General features: G+C 64.4%; 16 protein-coding genes and 2 tRNA genes. 3 read left to right on the forward strand and 15 right to left on the reverse strand.

What is annotated here, in order from left to right; all coding sequences use genetic code 11:
- The first annotated feature begins 5 nt into the window (after positions 1 to 5).
- The 3 genes from panC (at position 6) to acs (ending at position 3637) form a co-directional block, all read left to right on the forward strand.
- Positions 6 to 866, forward strand: a complete 861-nt coding sequence (gene panC / locus ACEQZD_RS04390; protein ID WP_370184260.1) for a pantoate--beta-alanine ligase — start codon at positions 6 to 8, stop codon at positions 864 to 866.
- Between the two features lie 142 nt (positions 867 to 1008).
- Positions 1009 to 1389, forward strand: coding sequence for an aspartate 1-decarboxylase (panD, locus tag ACEQZD_RS04395; RefSeq protein ID WP_067612187.1), 381 nt, complete (start codon positions 1009 to 1011; stop codon positions 1387 to 1389).
- A 298-nt stretch (positions 1390 to 1687) separates the two neighbouring features.
- The gene (gene acs, locus ACEQZD_RS04400; protein WP_335629181.1) at positions 1688 to 3637 is read left to right on the forward strand and encodes an acetate--CoA ligase; all 1950 of its coding nucleotides are present in this window, start codon (positions 1688 to 1690) and stop codon (positions 3635 to 3637) included.
- Positions 3638 to 3682: 45 nt separating this feature from the next.
- Here the strand turns inward: acs and ACEQZD_RS04405 are convergent, their stop codons facing one another.
- The 15 genes from ACEQZD_RS04405 to glmM form a co-directional block, all read right to left on the reverse strand.
- Positions 3683 to 5161: a DHA2 family efflux MFS transporter permease subunit gene (locus ACEQZD_RS04405; protein WP_335629182.1), complete on the reverse strand. Its 1479-nt coding sequence runs from the start codon at positions 5159 to 5161 to the stop codon at positions 3683 to 3685.
- Positions 5148 to 6245, reverse strand: a complete 1098-nt coding sequence (locus tag ACEQZD_RS04410; RefSeq protein WP_370184263.1) for an HlyD family secretion protein — start codon at positions 6243 to 6245, stop codon at positions 5148 to 5150. The genes ACEQZD_RS04405 and ACEQZD_RS04410 overlap by 14 nt, the downstream gene beginning before the upstream one ends.
- Entirely contained in the window at positions 6242 to 6688 is a 447-nt protein-coding gene (locus ACEQZD_RS04415; RefSeq protein WP_142948314.1) for a MarR family winged helix-turn-helix transcriptional regulator, read from the reverse strand. The genes ACEQZD_RS04410 and ACEQZD_RS04415 overlap by 4 nt, the downstream gene beginning before the upstream one ends.
- A gap of 161 nt (positions 6689 to 6849) precedes the next feature.
- The gene (gene pnp / locus ACEQZD_RS04420; RefSeq protein WP_370184265.1) at positions 6850 to 8943 is read right to left on the reverse strand and encodes a polyribonucleotide nucleotidyltransferase; all 2094 of its coding nucleotides are present in this window, start codon (positions 8941 to 8943) and stop codon (positions 6850 to 6852) included.
- Positions 8944 to 9085: 142 nt separating this feature from the next.
- On the reverse strand, positions 9086 to 9355 hold the full coding sequence (rpsO, locus tag ACEQZD_RS04425) for a 30S ribosomal protein S15 (protein WP_067610763.1): 270 nt from the start codon (positions 9353 to 9355) through the stop codon (positions 9086 to 9088).
- A gap of 81 nt (positions 9356 to 9436) precedes the next feature.
- Positions 9437 to 10357 (reverse strand): tRNA pseudouridine(55) synthase TruB, encoded by a 921-nt coding sequence (gene truB, locus ACEQZD_RS04430; protein WP_370184268.1) that lies wholly within the window; start codon positions 10355 to 10357, stop codon positions 9437 to 9439.
- A gap of 16 nt (positions 10358 to 10373) precedes the next feature.
- Positions 10374 to 10790, reverse strand: a complete 417-nt coding sequence (gene rbfA / locus ACEQZD_RS04435) for a 30S ribosome-binding factor RbfA (protein ID WP_067610759.1) — start codon at positions 10788 to 10790, stop codon at positions 10374 to 10376.
- Positions 10791 to 10803: 13 nt separating this feature from the next.
- Positions 10804 to 13503, reverse strand: a complete 2700-nt coding sequence (infB, locus tag ACEQZD_RS04440) for a translation initiation factor IF-2 (RefSeq protein WP_142948311.1) — start codon at positions 13501 to 13503, stop codon at positions 10804 to 10806.
- A gap of 61 nt (positions 13504 to 13564) precedes the next feature.
- Complete coding sequence (gene nusA / locus ACEQZD_RS04445; protein ID WP_142948310.1) at positions 13565 to 15070, reverse strand: transcription termination factor NusA; 1506 nt, start codon at positions 15068 to 15070, stop codon at positions 13565 to 13567.
- Between the two features lie 33 nt (positions 15071 to 15103).
- Positions 15104 to 15559 (reverse strand): ribosome maturation factor RimP, encoded by a 456-nt coding sequence (gene rimP, locus ACEQZD_RS04450; protein ID WP_067610333.1) that lies wholly within the window; start codon positions 15557 to 15559, stop codon positions 15104 to 15106.
- Positions 15560 to 15695: 136 nt separating this feature from the next.
- Positions 15696 to 15772: transfer RNA gene (locus ACEQZD_RS04455), tRNA-Met, on the reverse strand.
- Positions 15773 to 15971: 199 nt separating this feature from the next.
- Positions 15972 to 16058: transfer RNA gene (locus ACEQZD_RS04460), tRNA-Leu, on the reverse strand.
- Positions 16059 to 16069: 11 nt separating this feature from the next.
- Positions 16070 to 16552 (reverse strand): preprotein translocase subunit SecG, encoded by a 483-nt coding sequence (gene secG / locus ACEQZD_RS04465; RefSeq protein ID WP_142948309.1) that lies wholly within the window; start codon positions 16550 to 16552, stop codon positions 16070 to 16072.
- A gap of 8 nt (positions 16553 to 16560) precedes the next feature.
- Positions 16561 to 17310: a triose-phosphate isomerase gene (gene tpiA, locus ACEQZD_RS04470; protein WP_335629187.1), complete on the reverse strand. Its 750-nt coding sequence runs from the start codon at positions 17308 to 17310 to the stop codon at positions 16561 to 16563.
- A 16-nt stretch (positions 17311 to 17326) separates the two neighbouring features.
- Positions 17327 to 18661, reverse strand: coding sequence for a phosphoglucosamine mutase (glmM, locus tag ACEQZD_RS04475; RefSeq protein ID WP_194854904.1), 1335 nt, complete (start codon positions 18659 to 18661; stop codon positions 17327 to 17329).
- Between the last annotated feature and the right edge of the window lie 7 nt (positions 18662 to 18668).

Consider the following 18668-nt stretch of genomic DNA (forward strand, 5'->3'; position numbering starts at 1 on the left):
TCACCATGGAATTGCTGCATACCGTCGCCGAGGTGCGCGAGCGCGTGCGCCAGTGGCGCCAGGCCGGAAAACGGGTGGGCTTCGTGCCCACCATGGGCAACCTGCACGAGGGCCACCTGAGCCTGGTGCGCGAGGCCCGGCGCCACAGCGACGAGGTGGTGGTGTCGATTTTCGTCAACCCCACCCAGTTCGGCCCCAATGAGGACTTCGACGCCTACCCGCGCACCCTGGACGCGGACTGCGCCCAGCTGCGCGACGCCGGGGTGGCCATGGCGTTCGCCCCGCCGGTGGAGGAAATCTACCCGCTGGGGACCAACCAGACCTGGGTGGACGTGGACGCCCTGGGCGATTATCTGTGCGGCGCCGACCGGCCCGGCCATTTCCGGGGCGTGACCACGGTGGTAAGCAAATTATTCAATATTGTTCAGCCTGATCTGGCGATGTTCGGCGAGAAGGATTTCCAGCAGCTGGCGGTGATCCGCCGAATGGTGGCGGAATTGCTGATGCCGGTGCGCGTGATCGGCGCCGCCACCGACCGGGAGCCGGACGGCCTGGCGCGCAGCTCCCGGAACGGCTTTCTCACCGCCGAGGAGCGCACCAGAGCGCCGCTGCTCCAGCAGCACCTTCAGGAGGCGCGGCGCGCCATCGAGGCCGGCGAACGCGACTACCGGGCCCTGGAACAGCGCCTGGCGGCGTCGCTCGCCGGGCACGGCTTTGATGTCGATTACGTGACCGTGGCCAACGCCGACAGCCTGGTCCCCGCCGGCCCCGGCGACCGCTCTTTGGTGGTCGCGGCGGCGGCGCGCCTGGGGCGTCCCAGATTGATCGACAATGTGACCGTGAAATTGGCTGAGACTGCCCTATAATGCCGCTCTCAGCGTCGGCTCAGGGCACGGGGTGCCCCCCACCGGTTTATTGTATGTGACCGGTGATTCATGCATACTGCCGCCCCCCTGTCAGCGGCCGTTATTCAGTGCCCGTGCAAGGGTTGTTTAGAGAGGTACCAACATGCAGTGCACCATGCTGAAAGCCAAGTTGCACCAGGCCCGCGTCACCCATGCGGAACTTGAGTACGAAGGCTCCTGCGCCATCGACGGCCGTCTTATGGACATGGCCGGCATCCTTGAATACGAGCAGATCCAGATTTACAACCTGGACAATGGCGAGCGCTTCGAAACCTACGCGATCCGCGGCGAAGAGGGTTCGAAGATGATTTCCGTGAACGGCGCCGCCGCCCACAAGGCGCAGCCCGGGCACCGCGTGATCATCTGCGCCTACGCCAACTATTCCAGCTCCGAGTTGATCAATTATAAGCCCCGTCTGATTTACATGGACGAAGGCAACGAGGTTAAAGGGACCAGCAACGCTATCCCGGTGCAGGTGGCCTGAGCCGCCTGTACCACCTCGCCCTGAACGCCGGCCTCGAGCCGGCGTTTTTGTATCCAGCCCCTTGATGCTACCCCCTCCCCGCGCGCGCATCTCTTCGCCTTTGGTAGTAGACGTCCCTTTCCCAGCGCCGCTAGCGGTACACTGTCCTCAATGGCATTTGATAAGCCGGTCTTTAGACAATAGTTTAATTCCAGGCGTATCGCCGTTGGCACGATAATACGGCGCCGTATTACCCCCGCGGCTTCAGGGCGGGGCGGCCAGACAATAAACATCAGCGGGCAGTACGAAGGAGGCTGACATGTCCGAGCAAAAGATCTACCCGGTTCCGGAGGCGTTTAAACGCCAGACACTGATGGATCGGCAAACCTATGATCGCTGGTATCAGCAATCCATCGACGATCCCGATACGTTCTGGGCCGAGCGCGCGGACCAACTGCTCGACTGGCAGACCCGCTGGGACACGGTCAGCGACTGGGACTTCAAGGAAGGCCGCGCGGCCTGGTTCCAGGGCGGCAAGCTCAACGCCTGCTACAACTGCGTCGACCGCCACCTGCCCGAGCGCGCCCAGCAGACCGCGATCATCTGGGAGGGCGACGAGCCCGACCAGGAAAAGCACATCACCTACCAGGAACTGTTCGAGCAGGTGTCGCGCTTCGCCAACGCCCTGAAGGACCGCGGCGTGAAAAAAGGCGACCGGGTGGTGATCTACATGCCGATGATCCCGGAAGCGGCCTACGCCATGCTGGCCTGCGCCCGCATCGGCGCGATTCACTCGGTGGTGTTCGGCGGCTTCTCGCCGGAAGCCCTCAAGGACCGCATCCAGAACGCCGGCGCCTGCGCCCTGATCACCGCCGACGAAGGCGTGCGCGGCGGCAAGGTGGTGGCACTGAAAGCCAACGCCGACAAGGCCCTGAGCGGCTGCGATTCGGTCCACACCTGCCTGGTGGTGGAACGCACCGGCGGCGATATCGACTGGGACGACCAGCGTGACATCTGGTACCACGACGCGCTCGCCAAGGCGGACGCGAACTGCGAGCCGGAATGGGTCGACAGCGAGGACCCGCTGTTCACCCTGTACACCTCCGGCTCCACCGGCAAGCCCAAGGGCGTGGTGCACACCACCGCCGGCTACCTGCTGCAGAGCGCCCTGACCCACAAGTACGTGTTCGACTATCAGGACGGCGACATCTACTGGTGCACCGCCGACGTGGGCTGGATCACCGGCCACAGCTACATCGTCTACGGGCCGCTGGCCAACGGCGCCACCACCCTGATGTTCGAGGGCGTGCCCACCTACCCGGACGCCTCCCGTCACTGGCAGGTGGTGGACAAGCACAAGGTCAACATCTACTACACCGCGCCCACCGCCATCCGTGCCCTGATGGGCCAGGGCGACGAGCCGGTGACCAAAACCGACCGCTCCAGCCTGAAACTGCTGGGCACCGTGGGCGAGCCGATCAACCCGGAAGCCTGGCAGTGGTACCACAAGGTGGTGGGCGAGGAACGCTGCCCGATCGTCGACACCTGGTGGCAGACCGAGACCGGCGCCATCATGATCGCGCCGCTGCCCGGCGCGGTGGACCTGAAGCCCGGCTCCGCCACCCTGCCCATGTTCGGCGTACAGCCCGGCCTGATGGACCCGGACGGCAAGGAACTGGAAGGCGCCACCTCCGGCAACCTGGTAATCAAGGCCAGCTGGCCGAGCCAGATCCGCACCGTGTACGGCGACCACCAGCGCATGATCGACACCTACTTCAGCGCCTACCCCGGCTATTACTTCACCGGCGACGGGGCGCGCCGCGACGAGGACGGCTACTGGTGGATCACCGGCCGGGTGGACGACGTGCTGAACGTCTCCGGGCACCGGCTGGGCACCGCCGAGATCGAATCGGCTCTGGTGCTGCACAAGAGCATCTCCGAGGCCGCCGTGGTGGGTTACCAGCACGACGTCAAAGGCCAGGGCATCTACGCCTATGTGTCGCTGATGCGCGGCGCCGAGGGCAGCGATGAGCTGATCAAGGAGCTGCGCGATCTGGTCACCCAGGAAATCGGCCCGATCGCCAAGCCGGACCTGATTCACTTCGCCCCCGGCCTGCCCAAGACGCGCTCCGGCAAGATCATGCGTCGCATTCTGCGCAAGATCGCAGCCGACGAGCTGGACAGCCTGGGCGACACCTCCACCCTGGCGGACCCGGGCGTGGTGGACGAGCTGATCAAGACCCGCAAGAACAACGGCGACAGCGGATAGCGGCTCTTTTGTGATAAGGAAAAAGGCGGCCTCGGGCCGCCTTTTTTATGCCCGCCGCTGGTGGCGCAGCAGGAACACCAGCGGGATCGCCGCCATGTTGATCCACATCAGCAGGCGGAAATCGTTCATATAGCTGATCTCCGCCGCCTGGCTCAACAGCGTCTGGTAGACCGCCGCCGGCACGCTCCCCACCATCTCTTTCATGGGCAGCCCCTGGCTCAGCCAGGGGGCGAGCTGCAGGTGCTCACCGAGCTGCTGCTGGTTGATCCACAGATTGCGCGACAACATGGCGGTCATGATCGAGATGCCGACGCTGGAGCCCAGGTTGCGCGACAACGAAAACAGCGAGGCGCCCTCGGTGCGCAGTGACGGGTTGAGCGTGGCGTAGGTGAGCGCGCTGGCCGGCACGAACACCAGCCCCAGGCCCAGCCCCTGCAGCACCCCGGTCCAGATCAGCGTATTGCGGCTGACCTCCAGCGTGAAACCGGCCATCTCGTGCAACGAGAAGGTGATGAACAGCAGCCCGGTGATCACCAGCACCCGCGGGTCCAGCCGGGTGCGCATCAGGCGCCCCACCAGCATCATCGAGAACATGGAGCCCAGCCCGCGCGGCGCCAGCACCAGGCCGGTGGTCACCGCCGGATAGTCTTTCCACTGCTGCAGAAACGGCGGCAACAGAGCCATGGTCGCCAGCAGAATGATCCCCACCACGAAGATGAACACCAGCCCGGTGACGAAATTACGGTCCTTGAACAGCGCCGGATCGATAAAGGGGTCCTTGCGGGTCAGCGAATGGACCACGAACAGATACAAGCCGAGCAGAGCCAGAACGGCTTCCAGCTGAATCTCAAAGCTTTCGAACCACTGCACCTGTTCGCCGCGATCCAGCATCAGCTGGAAGGCACCGATGGCCAGGCCCAGATAGGCGAACCCCATGATGTCGAAGCGCACCTTGCGGGTTTCGGTTTCACTGACGCTCAGCCAGATGCCGGCGAACGCCAGCAAGCCGAACGGCAGATTGATGTAGAACACCCAGCGCCAGCTGTACCACTCGGTGAGCCAGCCGCCCAGCGTGGGCCCCAGGATCGGCCCCACCATCACGCCCATGCCCCAGATCGCCATGGCCTGGCCGTGTTTTTCCACCGGGTAGGCGTCCAGCAGCACCGACTGGGACAGCGGCACCAGCGCGGCGCCGAACACCCCCTGCAGGATGCGGAACAGGACCATCTGATCCAGCGAGGCGGACAACCCGCACAGGCCGGAGGTCACCGTGAACCCGGCCACCGACCAGAGGAACAGCCGGCGCCGCCCCAGGCGGCTGGCCATGAACCCCACCGTCGGCGTCATGATGGCGGCGGCCACGATGTAGGAGGTCAGCACCCAGGTGATCTGGTCGGTACTGGCGGACAGGCTGCCCTGCATGTGCGGCAGGGCCACATTGGCGATGGTGGTGTCGAGCACCTGCATCACCGTCGCCAGCATGATGCTGACGGTGACCAGGCGCTGGTCGTTAAGGCGTGCCATGGTCGCCGCTGGCGGCCACCGGTTTGTCGGCCACCGGCGTGCCGGCCACCGGCGTGCCGGCCAACGGTTTGTCGGCGAGCGGCGACGCCTGCGTATCAATGGTGATTTCCGCGCTCATGCCCGAGCGCAGCGGCGGCTTGCCGTCGACATCCAGCAACTGCAGCCGCACCGGCACCCGCTGCACCACCTTGACCCAGTTGCCGCTGGCGTTCTGCGGCGGGATCAGCGCGTACTCGGAGCCGGTGGCCGGGCTCAGGCTGCGCACCCGGGCCCGCCAGGTGACCCCCGGATAGGTGTCCACCACCACCTCCACGGTCTGCCCCTCACGCACGTTGGTGAGCTGGGTTTCCTTCAGGTTGGCTTCCACCCAGGCGGAGCGGTCGCGGGCCAGCGTGAGCACCGGCACGCCCGCGTTGACGCGCTCACCGACCATCGGCGTGGCGCCGCCGAGAATACCGTCGGCGGGGGCCACGATGCGGGTGTGGGCCAGGTCGTATTCGGCCTGGTCCAGCTTGGCGGTGGCCGCCTGATAGTCCGGATGCTCCTCCACCGCCACATCCGGCCCGCCGCCGAGCTTGGCGCGCAGGCTGGCGAGTTGCTGGTCGATGACCTCCGCGTCCGCCCGGGCCTTGTCGCGCTTCTGCCGCGCCGCCTCCAACTGGGATTGCGATACCGCCACCTTGTCGAGCCCCTGGAAGCGCTGCAATTCCCGCTGGTAGTAGCTCAGGTCACGGCGCGCCTGAGCCCGCTGGGCCTGCAGCCGCGCATAGTCGGCACGCTCGGAAAGAATGCGGTTACGCACCGCGCGCTGATCGGCGCGCGCCTCCGCCAGGGCAATGCGGTAAGGCTGGGGGTCGACCTCGGCGAGCACCTGGCCGCGCTGGACCGGCTGGTTGCGCTCCACGTTGACCGCCACCAGAGGGCCGCTGACGTCGGCGGTCAGCGAGATCATGTCGATCTTGATGTAGGCGTTTTCGGTGGTCACGTAGCGGTGGCCGCCGAATATCAGCCATAGCACCACGGCCAGAGCGATCAACAGGCCCAGCCCCATCCCCAGCCGCCGGTTGCGTTGCGTTGTGGTCACTGTGCGTCCCCCTGATCCGGTCGATCACAGAGGTTGGCGCGCATCGCCTCCAGCACCTCTCTGAACGTATCGATTTGCTCGCTGGTCAGCCCGTCGAAGGCCCGCTCGCGGGTCAGCGCCGCCAGTTGGCGTAGCCGCTCCAACGCCGGCGTGGCCGCTTCGGTGAGATAAAGCCGGCGCCGGCGCCGGTCGGAAGGATCCCCCCGACGCTCCACCAGGCCTTCCTGTTCCAGCCGTTCCAGTTGCCGCGTCAGCGAAATCGGCGCCACATCGAGTATCTCGGCCAGCGCCGCCTGGTGGACGCCCTCGTGGCGGGCCAGATGCCAGAGCACCTGCCAGCGGGCGCGGGTCAGTCCCTGTTCGCGGGCGCGCCGGTCGAAGTCGCGGCGGATCATACGCGCCACGTCATGGACGTTGAGCCCGACCATGGTGTCTTTGGTCATCGCGAGGTCTCCCGGCTGCCTATCCGCGCTTTAGTAAGCGCACTTATCGTAAGCAAGCTTATGATATTGATCCAACTATGGCAACCCGGTTGTCTTTTTCGACGGAGCATAAAAAAACCCGCCTAAGCGGGTCTTTTTAGTACTGACGGAGCCAGGGAAAATCAGCTTTCCTTCGCTTCCTTCATGGACAGCTTGATGCGGCCACGCTGGTCCACGTCGAGGACTTTCACCTTGATGATGTCGCCCTCGTTGACGTAGTCGGACACCTTCTCCACGCGCTCTTCGGCGATCTGGGAGATGTGCAGCAGGCCTTCGGTGCCGGGCATGATCTGCACGAAGGCACCGAAGTCCACCACGCGCATGACCTTGCCTTCGTAGATCTTGTCGATCTCCGCCTCGGCGGTGAGCTCTTCCACGCGACGCTTGGCTTCCAGGGCCGCCTCACGGGTTTCGCCGTAGATCTTCACGCTGCCGTCGTCTTCCAGATCGATGGTGCACCCGGTTTCGTCGGTGAGGCCGCGGATGGTGGCGCCGCCCTTGCCGATCACGTCGCGGATTTTCTCCGGGTTGATCTTCAGGGTGAGCAGGGTGGGCGCGTTGTCGGACACCTGGGAGCGGGACTCGGAAATCGCCTTGGCCATCTCGCCGAGAATGTGCAGCCGGCCTTCCTGGGCCTGCTCCAGCGCCTTCTCCATGATCTCCTCGGTGATCCCCTCGATCTTGATGTCCATCTGCAGAGCGGTCACGCCGCGCGCGGTACCGGCCACCTTGAAGTCCATATCGCCGAGGTGATCCTCGTCACCGAGGATGTCGGACAGTACCGCGAAGCGGCCGTCTTCTTCCTTGACCAGACCCATGGCGATGCCGGCCACCGGGGCGGTCAGCGGTACGCCGGCGTCCATCAGCGCCATGGAGGTGCCGCACACCGACGCCATGGAGGAGGAGCCGTTGGATTCGGTGATTTCGGACACCACGCGGATTGAGTACGGGAACTGCTTCTCATCGGGCACCACCGCTTCGACGCCACGGCGGGCGAGACGGCCGTGGCCGATTTCGCGGCGCTTGGGGCTGCCGATCATGCCGGTTTCACCGACGCAGTACGGGGGGAAGTTGTACTGCAGCATGAAGTGGTCCTGGCGGGAGCCTTCCAGGGCGTCGATGAACTGGGCATCGCGCATGCCACCCAGGGTGGCGGTGACGATCGCCTGGGTTTCGCCGCGGGTGAACAGCGCGGAGCCGTGGGTTTTCTTGAGCATGCCCACCTTGCATTCGATCGGGCGCACCGCGTTCAGGGCACGGCCGTCGATACGCGGCTTGCCGGAGACCACCGCCTCGCGCACCACGTTCTTTTCCACCTTGCCGAACAGGTCCTTCACTTCACCGGCTTCCGGCGCGCCGTCTTCTTCGGTGGCGAACTCGGCCACACAGGCGTCGCGCAGCTCGCCGACTTTCTGCTGGCGGGCCATTTTGTCGGTGATGGTGTAGGCGTCCGCCAGAGCGGCTTCGTACTTGCCCTTGATGGCATTCTTCAGCTCGGTGTTCTCTTCAGCCGGCTGCCACTCCCAGGCGGGGGTGCCCACTTCGGAGGCGAACTCGTTGATCGCCTGGATCAGGCCCTGCATTTCCTGGTGGCCGAACAGCACCGCGCCCAGCATCTGGTCTTCGCTGAGCTCCTGGGCTTCGGATTCCACCATCAGCACGGCGGCTTCGGTACCGGCGACCACCAGGTTGAGGGCGGACTCTTCCAGCTCGGAATAGGTCGGGTTGAGCAGGTACAGGCCGTCCTTGAAGCCCACGCGTGCCGCGCCGATGGGGCCGCTGAACGGAATGCCCGAGATCGCCAGGGCGGCGGAGGTGCCGATCATGGCGGCGATATCCGGATCCTGGTTCTTGTCCGAGGACATGACCGTGGCCACGATCTGGACTTCGTTCATGAAGCCCTTGGGAAACAGCGGGCGAATCGGCCGGTCGATCAGACGGCAGGTCAGGGTTTCTTTCTCGCTGGGACGACCTTCACGCTTGAAGAAGCCGCCGGGAATGCGGCCGGTGGCGTAGGTCTTTTCCTGGTAGTTCACGGTGAGCGGGAAGAACGGCTTGTTGGGGTCGGCTTCTTTTTTGCCGACCACGGTGACCAGCACCTGGGTGTCACCGATGGTGACCATCACGGCGGCGGTGGCCTGGCGGGCGATCTGCCCGGTTTCCAGGATAACGGTGTCGCCGCCGTATTGAATCTCTTTACGCACTATATTGAACATATCGCTTCTCGTCTCTCGTCTCGTCTTTCGTCTCTTCGCTTTTTCATCGCGTGCCGGGGCATCATAACCCTGCCCCCAAAACAACAGAAGCCCGGCACCGGGCCGAGCTTCCGTTTCAATCACCGGTCACACCGGGGCCTGCTTAGCGGCGCAGGCCCAGACGTTCGATCAACTTCAGATAGCGGTCGCGGTTCTTGCCGGCCAGGTAGTCCAGCAGCTTACGGCGCTGGTTAACCATGCGGATCAGGCCGCGACGGCTGTGGTGATCCTTGTGGTGATCCTTGAAGTGACCCTGAAGCTGGTTGATGTTCTCGGACAGCAGGGCAACCTGCACTTCCGGGGAACCGGTATCACCTTCCTTCTGGGCAAAATCCTTCAGGATTTGTGCTTTTTGCTCGGTGGTCAAAGCCATTTTTTCGCTCCAATATGCGGTTAAGTCGCGGTCGGCCGCGCATATTTACAGCCGCCGCCCTCGTTGAAGGCCGACCCTCGGTCAGCCGGATACCAGACGACGCGGCGCGATGCGCCCGTCTTCCAGCACTTCACCGACGCCCATGAAGGTGTCGGTGGAAGCTTCATAAATACTTACCCAGCCGTCCTGGGGACGGTCACTGGTCATCACCGGCTGGCCCTGGCGCAGGTAATGCGCGGCGCTCTCGGCCAGCTGGACGCGCGGCCAGTCTGCCACGCTGGTCGACAAAGGCAAGAGCAATTCGTCCAGGGCCTCGAAACCGCCCTCCGCCTTGATCTCGCCAAGCTGCTCCAGGGTCAGCATGCGCTCCGCCGGGTAGGGCCCCGCGGAAAGCCGGCGCAGCGCGGCCACATGGCCGCCGCAGCCCAGCGCTTCGCCGAGATCCTCGACCAGCGAGCGCACATAGGTGCCTTTCGAGCAGGCTACCTCGAAATCCACCCGGTCGCCCTCTTCCAGGCGCACGTCCTTGATTTCGTGGATGGTCACCGGGCGCGGCTGGCGCTCCACGGTGATGCCTTCACGGGCCAGCTTGTAGAGCGGCGTGCCCTGGTGCTTGATCGCCGAATACATGCTGGGGATCTGCTCGATGTCGCCGAGAAACCGCTCCAAAGCTTCGGCCACCTGCCCTTCGGTCACGTTCACCGAGCGGGTTTCACGCACCTCGCCGTCCGCGTCGCCGGTTTCCGTGGCCACGCCCAGCTGGGCGGTGACCCGGTAGCGCTTGTCCGCGTCCAGCAGAAACTGGCTGAACTTGGTCGCCTCGCCGAAACAGATCGGCAGCATGCCGGTGGCCAGCGGGTCCAGGCTGCCGGTGTGCCCGGCCTTGGCCGCGGCGAACATTTTCTTGGCCATTTGCAGGGCCCCGTTGCTGGTCACGCCCTGGGACTTGTCCAGCAACAGAATGCCATTCAGATCACGACCTCCACGGCGCCGTTTTCCCACTGTCTTCGCTCCGTGATCAATCGTTCTTGGTGTCGTCGTCGTCCTGATCGGGACGCAATTCCCGATCCTCGGCGCGCGCCTCGTCGATCAGCTGCGACAGCTCCGAGGCGCGCTCCGGTGTTTCGTCATAGTGAAAACGCAATTTCGGCGTGGTGCGGGTGTTGAGGGTCTGCGCCAGCGAGCTGCGCAGGAAGCCGGCGGCGCCGGTGAGCACCTTCTCGGCCTCGTAGCCCGCTTCGGCCCCCTCACCCAACAAGGTGAAATAGACGTCGGAGTAGGACAGATCCCGGGATACGGTCACGTCCTGCACCGTCACCAGCCCCACGCGCGGATCCTTCAGCTGAAACTGAAGCAACCGCGACAACTCACGCTGAATCTGATCCGCGATGCGGTCGGTGCGCTGAAAACCACTGGGGCGGCGATGACGGCTCATAACGAGGACGCACTCAGAGAGAGCGCGCCACCTCCTTCACTTCGAACACTTCGATCTTGTCGCCGGCCTTGACGTCGTTGTAGCTCTTCACGGCGATACCACACTCGACGCCGTTGCGGACTTCCTGGACGTCGTCCTTGAAGCGGCGCAGGGATTCCAGCTCGCCCTCGAACACCACCACGTCGTCGCGCAGCACGCGGATCGGGCGGTTCCGGTACAGGGTGCCTTCCACCACCATACAGCCAGCCACGGCGCCGAACTTGGAGGAGCGGAACACGTCGCGGACTTCCGCCACGCCGAGGATCTCCTCGCGCTTCTCCGGTGCCAGCAAGCCGCTCATGGCCTGCTTGACGTCATCGATCAGCTCGTAGATGACGCTGTAGTAACGTAGGTCGATGCCTTCCTGCTCGCACAGGCGCTTGGCCTTGGAATCGGCACGCACGTTGAAGCCCAGCAGTACCGCCTCGCTGGTGATCGCCAGGTTGACGTCGGATTCGTTGATCGCGCCAACGCCGGAGGACACCAGGCTCACCTTCACTTCGTCGGTGGACAGGTCGTGCAGGGCGCCGACCAGCGCTTCCAGAGAACCGCGCACGTCGGTCTTGAGCACGATGTTGACCTGGCTGGCTTCCTTGCTGCCCATGTTCTCGAACAGGTTTTCCAGCTTGGAGGCCTGCTGACGCTTGAGCTTGAGATCGCGGTCGCGGTCCTGGCGGAATTCCGCCACTTCGCGGGCCTTCTTCTCGTCGGGCACCACCTGGATCTGCTCGCCGGCTTCCGGCGCGCCGTCCAGGCCCAGCACTTCCACCGGAATCGACGGACCGGCCTTCTTGACCTGCTGCCCGGTCTCGTCGACCAGGGCGCGGACGCGGCCGTAGTGGGCGCCGGCCAGCAGCATGTCGCCGACCTGCAGCTCACCGGACTGCACCAGCACCGAGGCCACGGTACCGCGACCCTTCTCGATGCGGGATTCGATCACCACACCGCCGGCCGGGCCGGTGGCGGGGGCACGCAGCTCCAGCAGTTCGGACTGCAGCAGCACCGCGTCCAGCAGCTCGTCGATACCCTGACCGGAGTGCGCGGACACGTTCACGAACTGGTACTCGCCGCCCCACTCTTCCGGGATCACGTCCTTGCCGGCCAGCTCGGTTTTAACCCGATCCAGGTCAGCGTTTTCCTTGTCGATCTTGTTGACCGCGATGATCAGCGGGATACCCGCCGCCTTGGCGTGGTTGATCGCTTCCTCGGTCTGCGGCATCACGCCGTCGTCCGCGGCCACCACGATGATCGCGATGTCCGTCGCCTGGGCACCGCGCGCCCGCATGGCGGTGAACGCCGCGTGGCCCGGGGTATCCAGGAAGGTGATCATGCCTTTCTCGTGCTGCACGTGGTAGGCGCCGATGTGCTGGGTAATGCCGCCGGCTTCACCGGCCGCCACCTTGGCCTTGCGGATATAGTCCAGCAGCGAGGTCTTGCCGTGGTCGACGTGGCCCATGATGGTCACGACCGGCGCACGCGGTCCTTCCTCGATGCCGGTGTAATCCACCAGATCCGCCAGATCGTCTTCCAGCGCCTCTTCCTCGCCTTTCACCAGCTTGGGCGTGTGGCCCATTTCCTCGGTGAGCAATACCGCCGTTTCCTGGTCGATGTACTGATTGACGGTGGCCATTTCACCCATCTTCATCATTGCCTTGATGAGTTCCTTGGCCTTGATGTTCATCCGCTGGGCCAGCTCAGCCACGGTGATGGTTTCGGGAATCTCTACGTCGTATACCATTTTCTCCGTGGGGCTCTTGAACCCGTGCTGTTTGTTCATGGAGCTGCGCATCTGGCCATGGGCCACGCCGACCGAACCCTTCTTGCGACGGCGGCGGCGGGACTGACGCTCCTCGGTGCGATAACCGGCTTCAACGGCATCACGGACGATGGAGGACCCTTTGTCGTCCTCCTCTTCTGTTTTCGCCGGCTCGGGCTCGCCGCCGCGCTTCTCCAGCTCCTCGGCGATGCGCTGAGCTTCCTCGGCGGTGCGGCGGGCGGCCTCTTCCTCGGCTTTCTTGCGGGTTTCGGCCTCCTGCTTGCGGCGCGCCTCTTCGGCTTCACGCTGCTTGCGCTCTTCCTCTTCGCGCTGGGCACGCTGCTCGGGGGTTTCTTCCTTCGCCACCTTCTTGGTGGACGCCTTGGGCACGGAGGTCCGCTTGGTCTTCTCCTGGCTGGCTTTCTCTTCGCCGGCCTGACGCTCCTGCTCGGCGCGGGCCTTGGCTTCCTGCTCGCGGCGAAGGGCGTCTTCCTCTTCCGCCTTGCGCTTAGCTTCCTCTTCCTCGGCCTTGCGCTTGGCGGCTTCCTCGGCTTCGATGCGTGCCTGCTCTTCGGCGGCCAGGCGCTCCTGCTCCAGGCGCTCCTCTTCTTCCACCGCGGCGCGCTTCACGTAGGTGCGCTTCTTGCGCACTTCCACGTTTACCGTTTTCGCCTTGCCCGCGGCACCGGTGGTCTTGATGGTGCTGGTGGAGCGCCGCTTCAGGGTAATCTTCTTGGGCTCCGCATCCTGGGCACCATGGGACTTGCGCAGGTGCGCGAGCAGCTGCTGCTTTTGTTCGTCCGAGACGCCTTCACCGGCGTCCGTGTGTGGCAATCCGGCTTCCTTCATCTGCGTGAGCAGTGTATCCACCGGGATGCCAACCACGTCGGCCAGTTTCTTTACGGTCGTTTCTGCCATGTCAGCAACACTCTCCTGTCCGCGTCTTGGTGGCGCCCTGCTTCAAATTCCGGCGTGCTACTTATTCGCCGGCTTCCTCGCCTTCGAACCAGGGGGCACGGGCGGTCATAATCAATTGGGCCGCGCGCTCTTCCTCCAGCCCTTCAATGTCGAGCAGGTCGTCCACCGCTTGTTCGGCAAGGTCTTCCATGGTGACGATGCCTCGGGAGGCCAATTCCACCGCCAGATCACGGTCCATGCCTTCCATTGCCAGAAGGTCGTCGGCGGGTTCGGCCTGATCAAATTTCTCTTCGGATACCAGCGCCCGGGTCAGCAGCGCGTCCTTGGCCCGCTGGCGCAGCGCCTCGACGATGTCCTCGTCGAAGCCTTCGATGGCGAGCATTTCCTCGGTGGGCACGTAGGCCACTTCCTCGAGGGTGGAGAAGCCTTCATCCACCAGCACACCGGCCACATCCTCATCCACGTCGAGGAACGCCATAAAGGTTTCCAGCGCTTTTTCCGCTTCTTCCTGCTGCTTGTTCTCGGCGTCGTCGGTGGTCATCACGTTCAACTCCCAGCCGGTCAGCTCGGAGGCGAGACGGATGTTCTGACCACTGCGGCCGATCGCCTGGGCCAGCGCGGATTCGTCTTCCACCGCGATGTCCATGGTGTGGCTTTCCTCGTCGACGACGATGGAAGCGACTTCCGCCGGCTGCATGGCGTTGATCACCAGCTGCGCCGGGTTGTCGTCCCACAGCACGATGTCGATGCGCTCGCCGGCCAGCTCGTTGGAAACGGCCTGTACCCGCGCGCCGCGCATGCCGACGCAGGCGCCCACCGGGTCGATACGCTGATCGTTGGTCTTCACCGCGATCTTGGCGCGCGAACCCGGGTCACGGGCCGCGCCCTTGATCTCGATCAGCTCTTCGCCGATCTCCGGCACCTCGATCTTGAACAGCTCGACGAGCATTTCCGGGCAGGCGCGGCTGGCGAACAGCTGCGGGCCCCGGTTTTCCTCGTTGACGCCCAGCAGATACGCACGCAGGCGGTCGTTCTGGCGCACGCTCTCGCGGGTGATCATGTGCTCGCGGGTGATCAGCGCCTCGGCGTTGGCCCCCAGGTCGAGCACGATGGAATCACGGCTGGCCTTCTTGACCACGCCGCTGATCAGCTCGCCGATGCGGTCGCGGTACTCTTCGACGATCTGACGCCGCTCCGCTTCGCGCACCTTCTGCACGATCACCTGTTTCGCCGTTTGCGCCGCGATGCGACCGAAGCTTTCCGACGCCACCTCTTCTTCATAGGTGTCGCCGATCTGCAGCTTCTCGTCGTGCTCGTGGGCTTCGTCCAGCGTCAGCTGACGGCCGAATTCATAGAGCTCTTCATCGGGCACCACGTGCCAGACGCGGAAGGTGCGTGAGTCGCCGCTGACGCGGTCGATCTCGACACGAATCTCCACATCTTCTTCCTTGAAGCGCTTTTTGGTCGCCGCCGCCAGGGCCGATTCAATGGCCTCGAAGATCACGTCGCGGCTGACGCCTTTCTCGTTGGAAACTGTTTCCGCTACCAGCAGGATTTCTTTGTTCATGGCCAGGCCTTTACAAAATTCTCCAGGGCACGCTCAATCAAAGCGAGGCTGTAATCGGGCGCGATCCACCTGACTGTAAGGAACGCGCAGGCTTTCGCCATCAAGCTCCATTACCAGCGTGTCGCCGTCCACGGCCACCAGGGTCGCCGTCATTTTACGCTTGCCCGCCACCGGGGCCAGCAGCGTGAGCTGCACGGATTCGCCCTGGTAGCGTTCAAAGTGGGAAAGCTCGAAGAGAGGGCGATCCAGACCCGGGGAGGACACTTCCAGGTTGTAATCACCGGGAATCGGATCTTCCACGTCCAGTACGCCACTCACCTCGTGGCTCACCAGGGCACAATCGTCGACGTTAATGCCGTCATCGTGGTCGATAAAAAGACGCAATACCGCACCGCGGCCCTGGAGATATTGCACACCCCAGAGCGTATAACCCAGGTCTTCCACCACGGGAGCCAGCAGCTCCTTGAGTTGTTCCGCGCGTTTCGACATTGCCTCTCTTTTCCGGTGCCACAAACAAAAAATGGGCATAACGCCCATTCCCACTTGCGACCCCGGTTGTGTATAGCAAAAAGCCCCTTCTAGAGGGGCTTTTTGTTCGTCAGAACCGGGAGTCGGCCCTGATAAGTGGTAGCGGGGGCAGGATTTGAACCTACGACCTTCGGGTTATGAGCCCGACGAGCTACCAGACTGCTCCACCCCGCACTTGAAATCGAGCGCAAATACTAAATATTCACGCCGGTTTTGTCAAACCTAATCCTGAAAAAAACGTTTATTTTTCCAGGATTTATACTCATCTTCCGGCGGTTGCTTCCAGCCCTGCCCCGCCCCGGGGACCAGGCTGAAAAAACCGCGGGCTTCCTTGGAAGCCGCGGAAGGCTCCAAACGGAACCTGTCCTGATTTTGGTGCCGAAGGCCGGACTTGAACCGGCACGACCGTAAGGTCACTACCCCCTCAAGATAGCGTGTCTACCAATTCCACCACTTCGGCGAAGAACTGATTTACTGCTTCCCGGAATCGGACGTCGTCTCATCCGGGGCCGGGGATTCTAACCCAGCCGACGGCACATCTGAAGTCTCTTTTTCAGATTTCCCGGAATCCATCCCGGGCGCCTCGGCGGGAACGTCCGCGCCCTGGGCCGGGCCGGTGGACGGCACGTCGCCGGAGACCGGCTCGTCGGCGTCGTCCAGCGCCGGCACGTCCTGGTCGTCCACGGATTCCAGGGCCGGCAGGAAGCTGCCCGCGCCTTCCGCTTCCTGGCGCGCCATCCAGGCCAGGCCCAGGCTGGTGACGAAAAACACCACCGCCAGAACCGCCGTGAAACGGGTCAGAAAATTGGCGGACCCGGCGCTGCCGAATACGGTCTGCGAACCGCCGCCACCGAAAGAGGCGCCGGCGTCGGCCCCCTTGCCATGCTGGATCAGGATCAGGCCGATAAGACCGAGGGCCGCCAGCACGTGCACCACATGAAGCACAATATCCATAAGTTAAATCAACCTGCCGCCCGACAAATGGCGATAAATTCTTTTTCGTTCAGTGAGGCCCCGCCGATCAGTCCACCATCGATGTCCGGCTGGGCAAACAGAGGGGCGGCATTATCCGCCTTTACGCTGCCGCCGTAAAGGAGGCGTAGGCCGGCGGCCACATCCGGGTCGCGGGCGGCCAGGGCGGCACGCACGTCGGCGTGCACCGCCTGGGCCTGTTCCGGCGAAGCGGTGAGGCCGGTTCCGATCGCCCAGACCGGCTCATAGGCCAGCACCGCGCGGTCGAAAGCGGCGCTGCCGGCGGCTTCCACCACCGCCATCAGCTGCCGGACCACCACATGCTCGGTGTCGCCGGCTTCGCGCTGGCGCAGGGTTTCGCCGACACACAGAATCGGTATCAGCCCGGCCTTTTGCGCGCGCAGGAACTTGCTGGCCACCAGGTCGTCGTCCTCGCCGAAGTACTCGCGGCGCTCCGAGTGGCCGACGATCACGTAGCGGCAGCCCATATCCACCAGCATTTCCGCCGATACTTCCCCAGTGAAGGCGCCGTCCTCGTGGTCGCACAGGGTCTGCGCGCCCAGCCCCACGCCGCTGTCCTTCAGTTCGGCGCCGAGCGCCTGCAGGTACGGGAACGGCGGGCACACCGCCACTTCCGCGCGGCCCAGATCCGCCGCCGCCAGCGCGGCGCCCAGTTCGGCGACCAGGCCGTACCGGCCGTTCATCTTCCAGTTCGCCGCCACTAACGGTGTTCTTGTCATTCGAGCGTTGCTCCTGTCATGCGATCGCCGTTTCCACGGCCTCCGCCAGATGGCGGCAGAGCCGCTCCACCTGGTCGGCGTCTTTGCCTTCCACCATCACCCGCACCAGCGGCTCCGTGCCGGAGGGGCGCAACAATAAACGGCCGTTACGGCCCAGTTCCTGCTCCACCTTATCGATGGCGGCGCGCACGCCGTCCTCTTCCATGAACCCGTCCCGCCGGCTGCCGCGCACGTTGATCAGCGTCTGCGGCAGCAGCGGCGCGGCGAGGGCCGCCTCGCGCAGGGACAGGCCCTCGCGGCGCAGCGCGTCCAGCACCTGCAGCGCCGCCACGGTGCCGTCGCCGGTGGAGGTGCGGTCGAGGCAGACCAGATGCCCGGACGACTCGCCGCCCAGCAGCCAGCCACGCTGATCGAGCTGCTCCATCACGTAACGGTCGCCGACCTTGGCGCGGGCGAAGGGAATATCCAGATCCTGAAGCGCCAACTCCAGGCCCAGGTTGGACATCAGGGTACCGACCACGCCGCCATTGAGCCGGCCCCGGCGCTGGCGGTCGCGGGCGATCAGATAGAGCAGCTGGTCGCCGTCCACCAGGGTGCCCTGGTCGTCCACCATGATCAGGCGGTCGGCGTCGCCGTCCAGGGCCAGCCCGAGATCGGCGCCCTCGGCGACCACCCGCCGGCACAGGGCCTCGGGTTTGGTGGAGCCGCACTCCAGATTGATGTTGAAGCCGTCCGGCTGGTTGGCGATCGCCACCACCTCGGCGCCCAGCTCCTCCAGAACGTCCGGGGTAATGTGATAGGCCGCGCCGTTGGCGGTGTCCACCACGATTTTCAGACCGTGCAGATTGAGCCCCGGCGTGGTGCTTTTGCAGAATTCGATGTAGCGGCCGCGGGCGTCGTCGATGCGGCGCACCTTGCCGAGACGGTCGGTGGCGACCACCGAGATCGGCTCATCCAGCATGCGCTCGATTTCCGCTTCGATCTTATCGCTGAGCTTGCGGCCGTTGTCGCCGAAAAACTTGATGCCGTTGTCGGTGTAGGCGTTGTGCGACGCGGAAATCACGATGCCCGCCTGGGCGTGCAGGGTGCGGGTCAAATAGGCGATCGCCGGTGTGGGCATGGGCCCGAGCAGCCTGACGTCGACGCCGGCGGCGGAAATGCCCGCTTCCAGGGCCGACTCGAACATGTACCCGGAAATGCGGGTGTCCTTGCCGATCAGGATCTTGCTGCCACCGTGGGCGGCCAGCACCCGGCCGGCGGCCCAGCCCAGCTTGAGCACGAAATCCGGCGTGATCGGCGGTTCCCCGACGGTGCCGCGAATGCCATCGGTGCCGAAATATTTGCGACTCATCCTTAGC

The organism is Alloalcanivorax sp., from assembly GCF_964221125.1.
GTDB classification, from domain to species: Bacteria; Pseudomonadota; Gammaproteobacteria; order Pseudomonadales; family Alcanivoracaceae; genus Alloalcanivorax; species Alloalcanivorax venustensis.